Annotated in this window: 11 protein-coding genes and 1 pseudogene; 3 read left to right on the top strand and 9 right to left on the bottom strand. The window is 63.2% G+C overall.

What is annotated here, in order from left to right; translation table 11 throughout:
• Position 1: 1 nt before the first annotated feature.
• The 3 genes from BGRAMDRAFT_RS12080 to aldA all read right to left on the bottom strand — a co-directional run bounded on the left by BGRAMDRAFT_RS12080 (position 2) and on the right by aldA (position 4,124).
• The gene (locus BGRAMDRAFT_RS12080) at positions 2–1,219 is read right to left on the bottom strand and encodes a mandelate racemase/muconate lactonizing enzyme family protein (RefSeq protein WP_006049022.1); all 1,218 of its coding nucleotides are present in this window, start codon (positions 1,217–1,219) and stop codon (positions 2–4) included.
• Positions 1,220–2,566, bottom strand: coding sequence for an MFS transporter (locus BGRAMDRAFT_RS12075; RefSeq protein WP_006049021.1), 1,347 nt, complete (start codon positions 2,564–2,566; stop codon positions 1,220–1,222).
• A gap of 103 nt (positions 2,567–2,669) precedes the next feature.
• On the bottom strand, positions 2,670–4,124 hold the full coding sequence (aldA, locus tag BGRAMDRAFT_RS12070) for an aldehyde dehydrogenase (RefSeq protein ID WP_006049020.1): 1,455 nt from the start codon (positions 4,122–4,124) through the stop codon (positions 2,670–2,672).
• A 274-nt stretch (positions 4,125–4,398) separates the two neighbouring features.
• Between aldA and BGRAMDRAFT_RS12065 the strand changes: the two are divergent.
• Positions 4,399–5,579: pseudogene (locus BGRAMDRAFT_RS12065) on the top strand (porin).
• Positions 5,580–5,592: 13 nt separating this feature from the next.
• Here BGRAMDRAFT_RS12065 and BGRAMDRAFT_RS12060 read toward each other — a convergent pair.
• The 5 genes from BGRAMDRAFT_RS12060 to nirB form a co-directional block, all read right to left on the bottom strand.
• Entirely contained in the window at positions 5,593–6,093 is a 501-nt protein-coding gene (locus tag BGRAMDRAFT_RS12060) for an MgtC/SapB family protein (RefSeq protein WP_006049018.1), read from the bottom strand.
• Between the two features lie 75 nt (positions 6,094–6,168).
• Positions 6,169–6,891, bottom strand: a complete 723-nt coding sequence (locus BGRAMDRAFT_RS12055; protein WP_044020882.1) for a type IV pili methyl-accepting chemotaxis transducer N-terminal domain-containing protein — start codon at positions 6,889–6,891, stop codon at positions 6,169–6,171.
• A 37-nt stretch (positions 6,892–6,928) separates the two neighbouring features.
• On the bottom strand, positions 6,929–8,296 hold the full coding sequence (locus BGRAMDRAFT_RS12050; RefSeq protein WP_006049016.1) for an MFS transporter: 1,368 nt from the start codon (positions 8,294–8,296) through the stop codon (positions 6,929–6,931).
• Positions 8,297–8,446: 150 nt separating this feature from the next.
• Positions 8,447–8,800 (bottom strand): nitrite reductase small subunit NirD, encoded by a 354-nt coding sequence (gene nirD, locus BGRAMDRAFT_RS12045; protein WP_006049015.1) that lies wholly within the window; start codon positions 8,798–8,800, stop codon positions 8,447–8,449.
• A gap of 33 nt (positions 8,801–8,833) precedes the next feature.
• Complete coding sequence (gene nirB / locus BGRAMDRAFT_RS12040) at positions 8,834–11,374, bottom strand: nitrite reductase large subunit NirB (RefSeq protein WP_006049014.1); 2,541 nt, start codon at positions 11,372–11,374, stop codon at positions 8,834–8,836.
• Positions 11,375–12,157: 783 nt separating this feature from the next.
• Between nirB and cobA the strand changes: the two genes are divergently transcribed.
• Positions 12,158–12,937 (top strand): uroporphyrinogen-III C-methyltransferase, encoded by a 780-nt coding sequence (gene cobA, locus BGRAMDRAFT_RS12035; RefSeq protein ID WP_006049013.1) that lies wholly within the window; start codon positions 12,158–12,160, stop codon positions 12,935–12,937.
• A 36-nt stretch (positions 12,938–12,973) separates the two neighbouring features.
• Here the strand turns inward: cobA and BGRAMDRAFT_RS12030 are convergent, their stop codons facing one another.
• Positions 12,974–13,855, bottom strand: coding sequence for an MOSC domain-containing protein (locus tag BGRAMDRAFT_RS12030; protein ID WP_006049012.1), 882 nt, complete (start codon positions 13,853–13,855; stop codon positions 12,974–12,976).
• 289 nt (positions 13,856–14,144) lie between these two features.
• Between BGRAMDRAFT_RS12030 and BGRAMDRAFT_RS12025 the strand changes: the two genes are divergently transcribed.
• Entirely contained in the window at positions 14,145–14,549 is a 405-nt protein-coding gene (locus BGRAMDRAFT_RS12025; RefSeq protein WP_006049011.1) for a GlcG/HbpS family heme-binding protein, read from the top strand.
• The last annotated feature ends 97 nt before the right edge of the window (positions 14,550–14,646 follow it).

Below are 14,646 nucleotides of genomic sequence, written 5' to 3'. Positions count from 1 at the left end.
TCTAACCCTTGGCCGGCGCGAGATCTTTCACGTCGGCAGGTTGTGCGGCCATTTGCAGATGCAGACGCTCGCCCGTGTACGGCGTGTGCTGTGCGACGACTTCCATGTTCAGCTCGACGCCAAGCCCAGGTTCGCGCGACGGAATGATGTAGCCGTCTTCCCATTGAATCGGCTTCTTTAGAACCGCTGCATGAAAACCGTCCCACGTGCCGATGCTTTCCTGAATCAGGAAGTTCGGCGTGCATGTCGCCAACTGAATGCTTGCGGCCGCACCAATCGGACCGTTGTACAGATGCGGTGCGATCTGCGCGTAATACACCTCGGCGAGCGCGGCCACTTTCTTCGCTTCGAGCAGACCGCCCACGCGCGCCACGTTCAATTGCAGAATCGATGCGGCGCCCGCTTGCAGCAGCCTGAAAAATTCGTACTTCGTAGTCAGCCGCTCGCCGGCTGCAATCGGAATGCTCGTGTGCCGCGAGACTTGCGACATCGCGTCTTCCTGGCCGGGCGGCACGGGTTCCTCGAACCATAGCGGATCGTATTTTTCGAGGCGCTTCGCAAGCCGGATTGCCGATGAAGGCACCATCTGTCCATGCGTACCGAACAGCAGATCGGCCTTGCTCCCCACCGCTTCGCGCACGCGCCGGCAGAATGTCTCGCAGCGGTCGAGTACTTCCATCGACAGTTGATGCCCCGAGTACGCTGTGTACGGCCCGGCCGGATCGAACTTCACCGCGGTAAAGCCGCGCTTCACATTCCCGGCGGCGCATTCGGCGGCAAGATCGGGATCGTCGTAGTCGTATTCACCGAGGCTGTTCTTCGGGTACAGGTACGTGTATGAGCGCAGACGCTGATTCACCATGCCGCCGAGCAATTCGTAAACCGGCTTGCCTGCCGCCTTGCCGATAATGTCCCAGCACGCCATTTCGAGGCCGCTCACCACGCCCATCATCGTCAGATCGGGACGTTGCGTGAAGCCGCTCGAATAGGCTTCGCGCCACAAGCGCTCGATATGATGCGGGTCCTTGTCGAGCAAATAGCGCGCAAAGACATCGTCGACGATATGCGTCATTGCTTTCGGATGAAACGTCGCCGAATAGATTTCGCCGACGCCTTCAATACCGCAATCGGTCTTCAGCTTGACGAAGATCCAGTACATGCCGCCCACGTGCGGCGGCGGTACGGCAACGATATGCGTTTCGAGGGAGACAACTTTCATTTACGCAACCTCTTTCCTGTTAAGCATGTTTCTCAACGCGAGCCCCGCAAAACCGCCGAGCGCAGCCATCGCCGCCACATAACCGAAATACAGCTGATAGCCGAATACGCCGGGGAACGTCTGCGTCAGATAACCGTTGACGAGCGGCAGAAATACGTCGGGCGAATAACCGAGTACGGAGATGAGGCCGATGGCGAGGCCCATCGTCGAAACGGGAATGTTGCAGCGGTCCAGCAGCGACCAGTAAAGCCCGCGAATCGCATAGGTCAGAATGCCGATGAACAGCACGAGGAACACCAGCAATACGTGGCTCGCAATGCGCGGTGCGGCCATCAGTCCGAGCAGCGACAGCGCGGCGAGGAACAGCGCGATGACCAGCACCGATACCTTCGAGTAACGGTCGCCGAGAAAGCCGCCGCCAATGCCGCCAATCGGCCGCATCCACAGTTTGAGCGTGGTGATCGTGCCGGCCATGACGACGGTCAGGCCGATTTCGCCTTCGTGCAGATAGGCGGAAAAGCTATACGTCGCCCAGAACACCTGGTAGCCGCAGAACACGATCGCCGCGACGAGCCACAACTCCGGAATCTTTGCGAGCGTGGCGAGATCGGCGAGCACGTTGTTGCGCCGGCGCGCAGCGCGATTGGCCGCGTCGTCACGCGCGCCCTGCTCGCCTTGCGGGTCTTTCACGAGAACCAGCACCACACCGAGCGCAATGCACAAGAACGCGTACATGTAGACGACCATTCTGAAACCCGCGGCGACTGACTCGCCCTTCGTCTGCGTCGCCCATGCGAAGAGCGTGATCGCGACCGTCGCGAGCATCGCCTCGATGAGCCCGCGCCCGCCGTCGAGCAGACCGAAGAAGCGGCCTTGCTCGTCGGCGCCGGCGATCATCGTCACGCGTTTGATGACAGCGGCCCAGAACGTCAGGCCCGTCGACAAGCCCCAGCCGCCGAAGATCAGCATCAGCATCTGAAACGAAGGCGCGGTCGAATACCAGAGCCCGAGTACGCCGGTTGCGATCAGCGAAAAGCAGATCAACAGGCGTGGCGCAATGCGATCCGCGAGCCAGCCGCTCGGCAGATAGCTGAGCAGAAAAATGGTGCCGAGCGACGAATACAGATAGCCGAGTTGACTATCGGTGATATGAAACACTTCGAGCATCGTCGGCTGATAAACCTGCCGCAGATACAGGATCGGATAGATCGCGCCGGCTGCGAGAACCAGCAACATCAGTTGCGTATAACGGCGCGCTTTGGTGTTTTGCAGCGCGGTTTGCAGGTCGTTTTCGTTTAACGCCAGCGCTGCGGCGTTCGAAGCGGATCGGACGGGTTGAGATGACACGTGAGCCTCCTGAGAGACCCCGCGCCGCATGAGCGGCCCGTGAGTCTCCAATATGTTTTGATGTTTTGTTATGAATGCGCAGCGGTTTTGCTGCGTGTTTGCATCAGTACTTCATGACGACAAGACGCGTCTGCGTGAATTCGAGCATGCCGTGCTTGCCGTCGTCGCCGCCGAGCCCCGAGCGTTTCCAGCCGGCATGAAAGCCCTGATAAGGATCGGCCGGCGTGCGGTTCACATACAGCTCGCCCGCCTCGATGCCGTTGGCGATCTTCATCGCGCTGCGATAGTTCTCGGTGTAAAGCACCGACGACAAACCGAACTGGTGATCGTTGGCCATCTCGAGTGCTTCGTCGAGCGTGCGGTATTTGACGACCGGCATCACGGGGCCGAAGGTCTCTTCCTGCACGATCTCCATGTCCTGCCGGCAGTTCGACAGCAACGTGGCCGGATAGAAGAACCCTTTGCGTTCCGTCGACGCCGGCAGCGTGCCGCCTGTTTCCAGCGTCGCGCCTGCTGCAACCGCGCGCTCGACCATCGCGTGAATCGACTGACGCGAGGCTTCATTGACGAGCGGACCCATCAGCGACGGCTGTTCGCTGCGGTCGCCGAACTCGACTGCGCTCATGTGGCGCTTGAGCAGCGCGACGAAGCGGTCATGCACGCTTTCCTGCACATAGACGCGTTCGATTGCCGTGCAAAGCTGGCCGCAGTGCGTGGTTTTCGACGCGACCAGTTCACGCGCGGCTTTTTCCAGATCGGCGTCGGCTTCGATAATGGCCGGCGTCTTGCCGCCCAATTCGAGCGACGGCTTGGCGATATTCGCCTTGCAGTAATCGAGCACCTTGCGGCCCGCGCCGACGCTGCCCGTCAACGTGATCATGCCGACCTTGGGATGCGTGCACAGCGCCTCGGCGGTCGCATGATCCATCGCGAGAATGTTGACGACGCCTGCGGGCAAACCGGCCTTCTCGACGGCCTTCGCGATTTCGAATGCCGAAGTCGGTGTGTTGTTGCTCGGGCGCACGACGACCGTGTTGCCCGCGATCAGCGCGGGCGCCACCTTGCGCATGAACGTGTAGACCGGGTAGTTGAACGGAATCAGGCACGCGACCACGCCGATCGGCTCGCGATGCAGCACGAGGTTTTCGTCGGGCGTATCGCTTGGAATCACTTCGCCTTCGATGCGCCGCGCCCACTCTGCGTGGTAACGCGTGATCTGCGCGGCGTAGATCGCTTCGTTGGTGGCATCGGCGAGACTCTTGCCCGATTCGAGCGCGAGCGCCGCGCCGATGGCCGGCGCGCATTCGGTGAGCGCGTCGGCGAGCTTGTGCAGCCACGCGCCGCGTTCCACCGACGGCAGCTTGCGCCACGCCTTTTGCGCGAGCGCGGCGGCATCGACGGCGGCCACGGCTTCCGCGCGAGTCGCGGCGGTGACGTGCGCAATGAGCGCTTCGGTCGCTGGGTTGTGGACGGCGATCAACGCCTGATGCGTGGGTGAACCGGCATCGGCGGCCGGTTCGAGAAAGCGGCCGTTCACATAGTTCCGGTCGAGTCGCATGTTCGTCTCCTTCGTTTTCTTGCCTGCGGAAAACGCATGCCTTGCGTTTCCGTCTTCATGAAAAAGTGCATGGACGGAATTTTTGTCGGCCTGATTACCGGCCACAAGCGAATAATTCGCGGGACAAACATTCGAAAAAATCACGTTTATCCAGGGATGTGCCTCATACGCGAGCCGCTTCTCGAATAGCAGAATCCGGGCTTCGCCAAAAAGCAGCGGCCGCGCCGAGTCCTGGCATCGGGCCGCTCATTACCAACGTCTGGAGTTCACGATGATGAGAAAGAACCTGTTCGCCACGGCTAATGCCAAGGCCATTGCGGGCGCTATTGCCGCCCTCGCCTCGCTGGCCAGTCCCTGCGCGTTCGCGCAAAGCAGCGTGACACGCTGTACGGCGTGCTCGACGAAGGCCTCGACTACACCAACAACGCCGGACACGGTGCAGTGTGGGAAATGGCGAGCGGCTACGCGCAAGGCAGCCGCTGGGGCCTGAAGGGCTCGGAAGATCTGGGCGGCGGGACGCAGGCCGTGTTCCAGTTGGAAAACGGCTTCGACATCAATTCGGGGCGGCTCGGCCAGGGCGGCCGCATGTTCGGCCGCCAGGCGTACGTGGGTTTGAGCGACAACCGGTTCGGCACGCTCACGTTCGGACGACAGTACGACTCCGTCGTCGACTACCTCGCGCAGACGACGGCGAACGGCAACTGGGCCGGCTATCTGTTCGCGCATCCGTACGACAACGACAACACCGACAACTCGTTTCGCCTCGGCAACAGCGTGAAATACGCGAACCCGAATTTCGCGGGCCTGCAGTTCGGCGGCGTCTACAGCTTCAGCAACGACACGAACTTCGCGAACAATCGCGCGTACAGCTTCGGCGCGCAGTACGCGACCGGCGGCCTTCTGATTGCGGCCGCCTATCTGCAGGCGAATAACCCCGGCGTGGGCGCGACCGGCGCGATCACGGCGAACGACGCGAGCTTCATCGCCGGACGCATGCGGATTTTCGGCGGCGGCATCAACTATACGTTCGGCTCGGCCACCGCCGGTTTCGCTTATACGAACTCCAGCTACAGGAGCCCAACGGGCAACGGCTATATCGGCGTGCCGCTCGCGGCGGCGGGCGTGACGTTGAACACGCTGAAGTACCAGAACTTCGAAGTGAACGGCAAATACCAGTTCACGCCCGCGTTCTTCGTCGGTGCGCAGTACGTGTACACGATGGAGAATTACGACGCGTCGTCAGGCGGCGTGAAGCCGAAGATTCATTCGGCCGGTCTGATGGCGGACTACAACCTGTCCAAACGCACGGACGTTTACGTGCAGGGCGTGTATCAGAAGGTCACGGGAGACTCGACGCATTCGATCCTCGATAACGCGTTTATTCCGGGCGTGCAGGCGCCGTCGTCGACGGGTACGCAGGTCGCCGCGCGAGTCGCGCTGCGTCATAAGTTCTAACGTCGACGCACGCTTATTTTCGTGGATGCGCGCGGCCTTTCACGAGTCGCGCGCTCGAGAGAATCAGCAGCGCAATGACCACGCTCAGAATCGCGGTGGCTTCGCGCCCAAGGCCCGCCGCCATGCCGACACCCGCGCTCAGCCACAGGCTTGCGGCCGTCGTCAGGCCGCGCACCTCGCGCTGCGCACTGAGTTTGATGACGGCGCCCGCGCCGAGAAAGCCGATGCCCGACACGAGCCCTTGCAGCACGCGGCTCATATTGTCTTGCGAAAAGCCGGCTTGCAGCGGCACCACGACGAATAGCGCCGCGCCCACGGCGACCATCATATGCGTGCGCATGCCGGCATCGCGCCGCGAGATCTCGCGCTCGAAACCGATCACGCCGCCGAGCACGAGCGCGATGCCGAGACGCATCAGCACCTGAGTCAGATCGGCCGCGCTGCCGAGGTCCGAGAACTCACCCTTGGCCGTCTGCCACACCGTTTCCCACACCGTTTGCGATCCGCTGTTCATATGGCTGACCCGACGTTGGCGAAAACGTCAAGCATAGCCGGGATAGCATCGGGTGGGCAGACCTCGGCGCGCGGATCAGGCGGACGCAGTCTTCTTCACGAAGGCGCTCACCACGGACTCGAGTTCCTTCGTGATCGAAGTCATCACGCCCGCGACGACCGCGAACTCGCGACCGGTCACATTCGTGCGGCTCGCCACGATCTGACCGTTGAAGGACACGATATGCGCTTCCTTCGCGATCGACTTGATTCGTTCGATCAATTGCTGCTGTTCTTTTTTCTGCAAGCGGGCAATGCGCCGGCTCTCCTGTTCGTAGACCGCCGTGATGCCATGCAGGTCGTTCAGCAACGGATCGGCGCACGCGATCAACGCCTGCACGGCGTCTTCAGCGCGTGCCGAGTCGCGTGCCGAGTTGCGTCCTATCGCGTCGAGCGCCGCCGACGCCAGTGCGATGAAGTCGGCGATTTTCTTCGCGGCGTGTCCGTTGCCGTTGCCCTTGTCTTTGTCATTGCCCGTGCCGTGAAAGGCCTCGCGCAGCGCCGGTGAAAAGAGCCCCGGCAAACCATCGCGGCCTTGCACGAGCGCCGCGTGACTGTCCGCGAAAGTGCGCAGCGTGTCTCGCGCGATCGCGAGCGCGCCGTCGCTTTGACGCAGCGCGAGCATCGCCTTGAAGACGATGCGCTGCGAGAGCATCCGTTGACGCCCAGCGATGTTGATCAACGAGCTCAACACTTCGCTGGACACGTCGGTTTGCGCTGCGTCGGCCCGCACTGTCTGAATCCGTTCTATCGTGCTCACGCTATTTGTTTGTGAAGGTTCAGATCAAAGCGTCGCATCACTCCGTTGCATGCGCGTGCATGCCGGCAGATTGCATCGACCACGCCATCCACGGACGGCGCAGCGCGACGATCGCGAGGAACGCGCAGGCGGCAAGCGCGCCGAAGGTCGCAAAGCCCATCTGATACGAACCGGTGCTTTCCTTCGCGATACCCATGACGACCGGCAGATAGAAGCCGCCAATCCCGCCCGCCGCGCCGACGATGCCCGACATCAAGCCCGTGCGGCCCGCCCAGCGATGCGGCACGAGCTGGAACGTTGCACCATTGCCGAGTCCGAACGCCAGGTACAGGCACACCAGCAGCGCGATGCCGCCTGCGAGCGAAGGCATGACTGCCGCGAACACAAGGTCGCACAGCGAAATCGTCGCGAGCAGCACCGTCAGCGCACGCACGCCGGACACCTTGTCGGCGATCAGGCCGCCGAGCGGACGCACCAGCGCGCCGGTTGCGGCGAGCAACGCCATGAAGAGGCCGGCGTCGATCTTCGAGAGCTGATAGAGGTTGGTGAGCAGCAGCGAAACATACGAGGACATGCCGACGAAACCGCCGAACGTGATGCTGTACACGAGCATGATGACCCACGTATCGCGCTCCGCGAGCACTGAGCGATAGCGCTTGGGCAGCACCGCAATCGCGAGCAGCGCGCCGATCACCGGCAACAGCAGCACGCCGGTCTTGCCCGAACCGAAGATGCCCGCTTCGACGAGCAGCACGAGCACGATCAGACCGACGAGCGTCACCGCGAAACCGCCGAAGGCACGCAGTACGCTGCCTGTCTTCACGCCGGAGTCGTTGGCCCAGAAGTACAGCGTGATCGCGGCGATCGCGAGCAGCGGCAATGCGCCGCCGGTTGCGACCTGCCAGCCGTAGTGCGTGGCGAGCTGCGGAAACAGGAAGCCGTCGAGCACCGCGCCGATGTTGCCCGCAGCGGCAAGCCCCAGCACGAGGCCCTGCACTTTCGGCGGATAGTTGCTGCCGGCCATCGGCAACGCGACTGCGAAGCTCGCACCGCCCACTCCGAGGAACACGCCGAGCACGAGCAGCAGCGTGTACGACGGAACGAACGGCAGCACCGGCAACACGATGGTCGGCACCGCCGAGAGCAGCACGCCGAGCAGCGCAATGCGCTTGCCGTGCGCCGACTGATAGAGGTTGCCGAGCGTCACGCGCAGGATCGCCGCGGAGAGCACGGGCACCGCGACGAGCAGGCCCTGCTGCGCCGGCGTCATCGAAATGCTTTTGCTGATGAACGGCGCGAGCGGGCCATACAGCACCCACACGGTAAAGCCGGTGTCGAAATATAGGAAACACGCCACCAGCGCGCGCCAATCGCCGCTCTTAAGCGAGCTCATCACGTTTTTCATCAGACATCCTCATTAAACTGATTTTCGATCACCCGGCTGGCCGCATGCTTCGCCGCGCACCGGAATGATCACTCTGTTTGGACCCCGCGCTGTCAATGCAACGTCTGTGCCATGCGGGCCGTTCTTAATACAGCGGTGAAACGTACCGGCTCAAACGGCGACCCACACCTGGCCGTTTTCGACGCGCGCGGGAAATGCGCTGACGGAATGCGCGGGCGCTTCGAGGCACTCGCCGGTGCGCAGATCGAAGTGATGCTTGTAGATCGGCGAAGCCACCACGACGCGCTCGCCGAGACTGCCGATCAGCCCGCGCGAAAGCACGGCCGCGCGCGAGCCCGGATCGAAGTTTTCGATCGCGTACACGGCGGCCTGATCTTGGTCCGTGTTCACGTGAAATACGGCGACCTGTTCGCCTTTGACGAGCGCGCAGACGCCCGTGTTCGGAACGATGTCGTCGAGCGTGCAAACAGGGGTCCAGGTTTGCGGCAAGCGGTCGTTACTCATGGCGGAGCTCCTCATTTTCGATGACGCTAAGAATCAAACGGTTTCGACTACGACAGGAATCGCGGCGAGCTTCGACTGACGTTCCTCCGGCGTGGCCGGGCGAATCTGTCCGCGCTCCTGAACGAACGTCACGGTGCTGTCGGCCTGATCGCTGTTGACGAAGTGACGGAAGCGCTTGCGCGTCTCGGGATCGGTGACCGCTTTCTTCCACTCGCATTCGTATGTGTCGACCACGCGCTGCATGTCCGCTTCGAGTTCCGTGGCGACGTCGAGCTTGTCGTGTACGACCACGTCGATCAGATACTGCAGGCCGCCTTCCAGGCTTTCGCGCCACACGCTGGTGCGTTGCAGACGGTCGGCGGTGCGTACATAGAACATCAGGAAGCGGTCGATGTAGCGCACGAGCGTCTCGCGATCGAGGTCCGACGCGATCAGTTCCGCATGCCGCGGCTTCATCCCGCCGTTGCCGCACACATAGAGATTCCAGCCCTTCTCGGTCGCGATCACACCGACGTCCTTGCCCTGGGCTTCCGCGCATTCGCGTGTGCAGCCCGACACGCCGAACTTGATCTTGTGCGGCGTGCGCAAGCCCTTGTAGCGGTTCTCGAGTTCGACCGCGAGCCCGACCGAATCGCCGACGCCATAACGGCACCACGTCGAGCCGACGCACGACTTCACCGTGCGCAGCGATTTGCCGTACGCATGCCCCGATTCGAAGCCGGCCGCGATCAGCTCTTCCCAGATCAGCGGCAACTGCTCGACGCGCGCGCCGAACAGGTCCACGCGCTGACCGCCCGTGATCTTCGTGTAGAGGCCGTATTTCTTCGCGACCTGCGCGACGGCGATCAGCCCGTCGGGTGTGACTTCGCCGCCCGGCATGCGCGGCACCACCGAATAGGTGCCGTCGCGCTGGATGTTCGCGAGGTAGTAGTCGTTGGTGTCCTGCAACGACGCGTGCTCTTTCTTCAGCACGAATTCGTTCCAGCACGACGCGAGAATGCTCGCCACCACCGGCTTGCAGATGTCGCAGCCCAGACCGTGGCCGTGCCGTGACAGCAGTTCGCCGAAGCTGCGCACGCCTTCCACTCGCACGATGTGATAGAGCTCCTGGCGCGAATAGGCAAAGTGCTCGCATACGTGATTGTTCACGGCGAGGCCCTGCTTCTTCATCTCGGCCTTCATCACCTGCGTGACGAGCGGCACGCAACCGCCGCACGACGTGCCCGCGGTGGTCGCGCATTTCAATGCGCCGATGTCGGTCGCGCCCGCGCAAACGGCGGCGCACAGTTCGGCCTTCGACACGTTGTTGCACGAACAGATCTGCGCCGTGTCGGGCAACGCGTCGACGCCCAGGCCCGGTTTCGCGGCGCCGTCGCTTGGCGGCAGGATCAGGAATTCGGGCGACTCGGGCAGCTCGATACCGTTGAGCATCATCTGCAGCAGCGTGCCGTATTCGCTCGCGTCGCCGACCATCACGGCGCCCAGCAACTGCTTGCCGCATTCGGAGACGACCAGCTTTTTGTAGACCTGCTTGCGCTCGTCGCTGAACTGGTACGCGCGGCTGCCCGGCGTCGTGCCGTGCGCATCGCCGATGCTCGCGACGTCCACGCCCATCAGCTTCAGTTTCGTGCTCATGTCGGCGCCCGCGAAGGCCGCGTCGTCGCCGAGCAGATGTTTCGCGGCCACGCGCGCCATGTCGTAGCCCGGCGCGACGAGGCCATACACCATGCCGTTCCATGCGGCACATTCGCCGATTGCGTAGATGTCGGGATCGCTCGTGCGGCACGCCGCGTCGATGGAAATGCCGCCACGCGCGCCGACTTCGAGGCCGCATGCACGCGCCAGTTCGTCGCGCGGACGGATGCCTGCGGAGAACACGATCATGTCGGTGTCCAGATGCGAACCGTCGGCGAACTGCATGCGGTGCGTGCCGGCTTCGCCGTCGACGATTGCCGTGGTGTTCTTCTGCGTGTGGACCGTCACGCCGAGTTCCTCGATCTTCGCGCGCAGCACGCGGCCGCCGCCTTCGTCGACCTGCACGGCCATCAGGCGCGGCGCGAACTCGACCACATGCGTTTGCAGGCCCATGTCGCGCAGCGCCTTCGCGCATTCGAGACCGAGCAGCCCGCCGCCGACGACGGTGCCCGTCTTCGAGCGCGCGCCGCATTCCTGCATCGCTTCGAGATCCTCGATAGTTCGGTAGACGAAGCAATCGCGGCGCTCGCGGCCTGCCACGGGCGGCACGAACGGCGACGAACCGGTGGCCATCACGAGCTTGTCGTAGGCAAGCGTCTCGCCACTGGAAAGCGCGACCGTGTGCGCGTCGCGATCGATCGAAACGGCCTTCGCGTTCAGTTTGAGCAGCACGTTCTCGCGCTCGAAAAAGCCGGGCTCGACAAGCGAGAGGTCGTCTGCGGACTTGCCCGCGAAGAATTCGGACAGGTGCACGCGGTCGTACGCGGGACGCGGCTCTTCGCACAGCACGGTGATGTCGAGGCCGTGCGCGGCGTCTTGCGCCAGACACTCGACCAGTTTGTGACCGACCATCCCGTGACCGATAACGATGATTTTCATGACCGCGGTTTCCTCAATGTGCTGGGCATCGGCTGCCGCGCTGCCGTCATCGGCAAAGCGGCGCCGGAAATAAAAACGGCGTCCCGCGAACCCAGTCGATGACTGAATTCGGGGGACGCCGTTGTCCTGACCTAGGTGCTGCGGCGAGCGCTTTGTGTGCGCTCACGGCGGATCGTCGTTGATCCGATGGGACCGTTAAATGCAAGGGCTGTGCCAATCGGGTTTTATAGGCTCGTGAGCCTTGCAGCGCGTGGTTTTGCGAGGAATCGCGGCATCGTATGAAGGACTCGAGGCGCGACGTATTTCGATGCACGTCAGCACAGCGATGGTGCGACGCAGCACTGTGTGCGTGCGAAACGTGCGTGGATCGGCGGCGCGGGAAGCGCGCTCCCTACCGGCTTTTTCAAGCGTGCGAGGGCGACTCGAATGCGGGAGCGCGAGCGTCGGCGCGCGAGTCATCGGCGCTTTGCGTCGAACGAATACGCATGCCATTACCGCGCAAGCGCTCCGTTGGCCTGCTCCTTGCATAAACACGATGCGCGTCGCGTTCAACGTTCGACTGCGGCAACGCAGCCGGAGCGCAACACGCGACCATCGCGCGAGACACAACGCAGTGCCTCGCGACGCATCGAACAAGTCAGCAACACAGCAAGCAACGCAGCAGCATCGGACAACGGCGTCCCCTCGTGATCATCACGGGCGGACGCCGTTTTTGTTTTTGCGCCGGCGGCACGCGAGGCACACCAAAGCCGCCGGCCACCAGAGAATCAAAAGGACATCGCGATGAACACGAACTCCGGCAAGGTCACGTTATTGAGCGCCGGCCCAGGCGAACTCGATCTGCTCACGCTGCGGGCCGCGAAAGCGCTCGCCGCCGCCGACGTCGTGCTGCTCGACGACCTGGCCAATCCCGAGATCGTGTCGCTCGCGCCGCAAGCGCGCGTGATTCGCGTCGGCAAACGCGGCGGCTGCCGCTCGACGCCGCAGGCTTTTATCGAGCGCCTGATGCGGCGGTACGCGCAGAAGGGCTTGGATGTGGTTAGGGTGAAAGGCGGCGAAGCGCTGCTGTTCGGCCGAGCGGGAGAAGAACTCGCGAGCCTGCGCGAGGCCGGCATTCCGGTTGAGATCGTGAACGGCATTTCATCGGGCTTCGCTGCCGCAGCGGGCCTCGGCATTTCGCTCACGCATCGCCGTCATTGTCATGGCGTGACATTCGTCACCGCGCACAAAGAGGACCACGGCGAACCGGACTGGGCCGCGCTCGCCGCGACGCGCACCACGCTTGCGATCTATATGGGCATGCGGCGGATCGAGAGCCTCGCCGCCGCGTTGCTCGCGAGCCTGCCCGCCGACACCCCCGCAGCGGTCGTGCAGTGGGCCGGCAGCGCGAATGAACGGCGCTTGCTGACGCGCCTCGATCGTCTCGCCGCGGATGCCACCGACGAGGGCTTCGGCAGTCCCGCCGTGATCCTGGTCGGCGATGCGATCGGCGAAAGCGTGGAAGCGATGTGGGTGCAAGACGCGGCATCGCACGATGAATCGGCGCGTGCTCGGGCTGCGTGACGCACGTCACGCGCGCGGCCGCGCTGCAAAACCCAGCTAATCGCCGAAGCCCAACTCCGCTTCGACCGTCTGCCCCACGCGCAGCCACGTGCCCGCCCCGCTCGCGACGACCGCGTTGTTGCCGAACGTGACCGCGCCGTTGCGCTGCGGATTCGCGCGATAGGCGCTCATCGTGTCGGTCGGTTCGTTCGGCCATTCGGGATCGCGCTCGCCCTTCGCCTGGTCGATGGTCGGCATCGGACAGCGCGAGCATGGCTTCACAAGGCGCAGCTCGACGCGCGGCTCTGACGTGTGCTCGCCGTCGATGCCGAGCGTCTCCACATAATCTTCCTCATACGCATCGAGCCCGTTCAGCACGATGTTCGGACGAAACCGGTCGATCGGAATCGACGGCGCGCCTTTCGCGTTCAGACGCGTGTTCAGATCGTCGAGCGAGGCCTGGCCGATCACGAGCAACGGAAAGCCATCGGCGAAATAAGTCGTGGCGCCGCCCACGCTCTGCGTGTAGGTGGGATCGACAATGCGCTCGCGCTCGGGATCGAAACGCAGCAGCCGCACCGGCATGCCGAGAAACGCGGTGAACCAGGCGGCGCATTCGTCGCCGGTGTCGAGTCCGTAAGCGGCGTCGCGCCATACCTTCGTGGTGAATTTGTCCGCAGCGCCGAGTTGCGCGACGTCGAGCGGCGTGCGTAACTCGCTCATGCCCGGCGCGCGGATCACGAGTTCATGATCCGCAATCTCCACCTTGATGAGCGCCATGCGCGGATACGCGCGCTGCGTGAGCATCTCGCCGTTTGAATCGACGGCCATCCAGTAACGATCGTATTCGAGCCCCGTGGCCAGCAGACGGGCTTCATTCAGCGCAATGCCCGCGCAGGATTTGATCGGATAGACAAATAGCTCGCTGATGGTCGGCATGATGTGGGGTTCTCGCTGGTTTTTATGAGGCACTTGGGCGATTGTAAATCGGCAAATCGCGCCGCTTGTTCCTTTCGAGCCGCAAGCTTGGGACGGCGGCCGTTTCCTCCCGTCGCTCGTGGAAGTAAAATCCCAAAGCTTGGCACGGCAGCATGGCTGTCGACGCGGCCCGCGCTTTATTGCTGCGCTTCATAGCCCCGTTTGATAGCCACTGCAAGCATGAACATGCGCACGAGCCGGAAGAAGTGGCACAAAGCCTCCCTACCATGAACGAGACAGGAACCTGATTATGCTGAGCAAACCCGTACTGACCATCGCCGAAACGACCCGCATCCTCGAAGCCGCGCGTGCCGAAGCCGAGAAGAACCGGTGGGCCGTCGCGATCGTCGTGTCCGACGACGGCGGCCATCCGCTCGGCATGCTGCGTCTGGACGGCAGCGCGCCCGCGAGCGCCTATATCGCGACCGAAAAGGCCCGCACCGCGGCCATCGGCCGTCGCGAAACCAAGGTATACGAGGACATGATCAACAATGGCCGCACCGCGTTTCTCAGCGCGCCGCTCTCCGGTACGCTGGAAGGCGGCGTGCCGGTGATCGTCGAAGGCCAGGTGATCGGCGCGGTCGGCGTGTCGGGCGTAAAGTCCGATCAGGATGCGCAGATCGCGAAGGCCGGCATTCAGGCGCTCGGCGTCTGATGTCGGCAAGGCCATGAGCATGGCCCGTGCGTCACGAATGCCGTCGTGACCGCATGATCCGCGAACCGAACGCAGCAACAGCAGCAGACAGCTTGTC

Origin of the sequence: Paraburkholderia graminis C4D1M (genome assembly GCF_000172415.1) — a bacterium.
Taxonomy (GTDB): Bacteria; Pseudomonadota; Gammaproteobacteria; order Burkholderiales; family Burkholderiaceae; genus Paraburkholderia; species Paraburkholderia graminis.
This window is presented reverse-complemented; position numbering and strand designations above follow the sequence as displayed.